Source organism: Streptomyces alkaliphilus (assembly GCF_014141535.1).
Taxonomy (GTDB): domain Bacteria; phylum Actinomycetota; class Actinomycetes; order Streptomycetales; family Streptomycetaceae; genus Streptomyces; species Streptomyces alkaliphilus.
Genome location: NZ_VKHT01000857.1, coordinates 1 through 2173, shown reverse-complemented (window position 1 = coordinate 2173; position 2173 = coordinate 1). Strand labels below are relative to the sequence as shown.

The following is a 2173-nucleotide window of genomic DNA, read 5'->3' as shown; positions in this document are numbered from 1 at the left end:
CCCACCCCACCCCCACGAACCGGCCGGCGCCGGCACGAGCTCACCGACATGCCCGGGACAGCGCACGAAAGAGTCGGCCCCACCCCGGATGAGTGGGTCATCCGGGGTGGGGCCGGGGAAGCGGACGCGGTCGGGCCGGTCGCCCGGTCGGGCCCGGGAGGCTCAGTCGGCCTTCGCCACGCCGATCGGACAGGAGACGCCCGTGCCGCCGATGCCGCAGTAGCCGCCGGGGTTCTTCTCGAGGTACTGCTGGTGGTACTCCTCCGCCGGGAAGAACGGCCGTCCCTCGGCGGTGAGGATCTCGGTGGTGATCTCGCCGTGTCCGTTGGCGGTCAGCACCCCCTGGTAGGCGTCGCCGGACTCCTCCGCGATCCGCTGCTGCTCCGGCGAGTGGGTGAAGACCGCCGAGCGGTACTGGGTGCCGGTGTCGTTGCCCTGGCGGAAGCCCTGGGTGGGGTCGTGCGCCTCCCAGAAGACCTTCAGCAGCTTCTCGTAGGAGATCACCGAGGGGTCGAACACCACGCGCACGGTCTCGGTGTGCGCGGTCATCCCGGAGCACACCTCCTCGTAGGTGGGGTTCGGGGTGTGACCGCCCTGGTAGCCGGCGAGCGTGGTCCACACGCCCTCGGTCTGCCAGAACTTCCGCTCCGCGCCCCAGAAACAGCCCAGGGCGAAGTCGGCGACCTCCAGGCCCTCGGGGTAGGGGCCGAGGAGGGGGTTGCCGAGCACGACGTGCTTCTCCGGCACGGCGAACAGCGGCTCGGAGCGCCCGCTCAGGGCCTCCTCCGGACCGGGGAGCCGGGTCTTGAAACCGAACAGCATGAAGGTTCTCTCCTCACTGGAGGCCGATGGCCAGGGCGCGGAACCCCGCGTACTCCCGGGCGGGGTCCGGGCTGTTGACCCAGGGCACCGCACCGACATAACCGTCGACGGCCCACACGTGTTCCGCCGCCTCGCCGAAGCGCTCGGCGCGCACCAGGAACCACAGCAGCAGGTGGCGGACGTGCGGCTCGACGGGGTGGCCGGGCTCGGCGTGGTGCAGGGCGAAGCGCGCGGCCTCCACCGCGTCGCTCACCACCTTCCCGGTGAACACCGACGGGGAGAGCGACATCTCCGGCAGGTGCTCGTACACGGCGAACAGCGGCAGGGCGGGCAGCAGGCTGCCCCCCGGCGCGGCGGCGGCGGAGCTCTGCGCGAAGCCGTACGCCTCGTCCCGCGAGCCGTGCCACTTCTCCGACCAGTGGGTGAGGGCGGTCAGGTGGGCTCCCATGTGGTCGGGCCGGCGCCGGGTGATCTCCGCCCACACCGCCTCGAAGTCGGGACGCCGGTAGTCGAGGCCGCGTGCCACGAAGAGTTCGGTGATGAAGGGGGTGGGGTCGTCCGGCGCGAGGCGGGAGGCCTCGGCGCACACGGTGCGGGCCTCCTCCAGGATGATCCGGTGGTCGGCGGAGCCGGTGTCGGACATGGCCTGCCAGACGAGGAACTGCGCGTACACCTGGGCGCCGCCCGGGTCGCGGGGCTCCTCGGCCCGCCAGTTCCGCAGCCAGCCGGCGTCCCGGCGCACACCATCGGCGCCGGCCGGGGCGCCCGCGCCGGGGGAGTCCGCCGCGCCCGGGGCGGGGCCGTTGTCGGGGGCGCCGGCCGTGGTGCCGTGCTCGGCGCGCCAGCGCGCCAGTTCCATGGCCGCCGCGCCGGCGACGGACTGCACGCGCTGCCAGCGCAGCTCGTACTCCTCGGTGAGGGCCAGCAGGCGGCCGACCGGACGCCAGTCCTGCGTGTCGGTGGTCTCCTCCAGGGCGGTGACCAGGGCGTCGTCCGGGCCGGGGAGACGCACGTCCAGTTGCTCCACGGGGACCGGGCCGCCGGGGTGCCGGACGCCGGCGGGGCCGTCGCCCTCCTTCTCCAGGGAGATGCCCTCGCGGCGTTCTCCGGGGCCGCCCGCGCCCGGTCCCGCTCCGGGGCCCGGCCCGAATCCCCCGGTCGGGTCGCCGTGCCGCGCGTTCTCCGCCGCCCGTTCCAGGCGCTTGCGCTCCTGGTGTCTGCGGATGGCGGGGGCGCCGAGCACGCCGAAGATGGCGGTCAGGGCGATCAGGAGCAGGATGGCTTCCATGGGGTGCGGCTCTCCCGGGGTCGGGTCGGGCGGGCTGACGGAGCGGTCGGTTCGGGCCGGCGA

At 74.2% G+C, this 2173-nt stretch carries 2 protein-coding genes; both read right to left on the bottom strand.

Annotated features, from left to right (window positions below; all coding sequences use genetic code 11):
• Positions 1-162: 162 nt before the first annotated feature.
• A complete protein-coding gene (msrA, locus tag FNQ90_RS20510; protein ID WP_182607711.1) occupies positions 163-822 on the bottom strand; it encodes a peptide-methionine (S)-S-oxide reductase MsrA in 660 nt (219 codons plus the stop codon).
• Positions 823-835: 13 nt separating this feature from the next.
• Positions 836-2110, bottom strand: coding sequence for a hypothetical protein (locus tag FNQ90_RS20505; protein WP_182607710.1), 1275 nt, complete (start codon positions 2108-2110; stop codon positions 836-838).
• Positions 2111-2173: the final 63 nt, after the last annotated feature.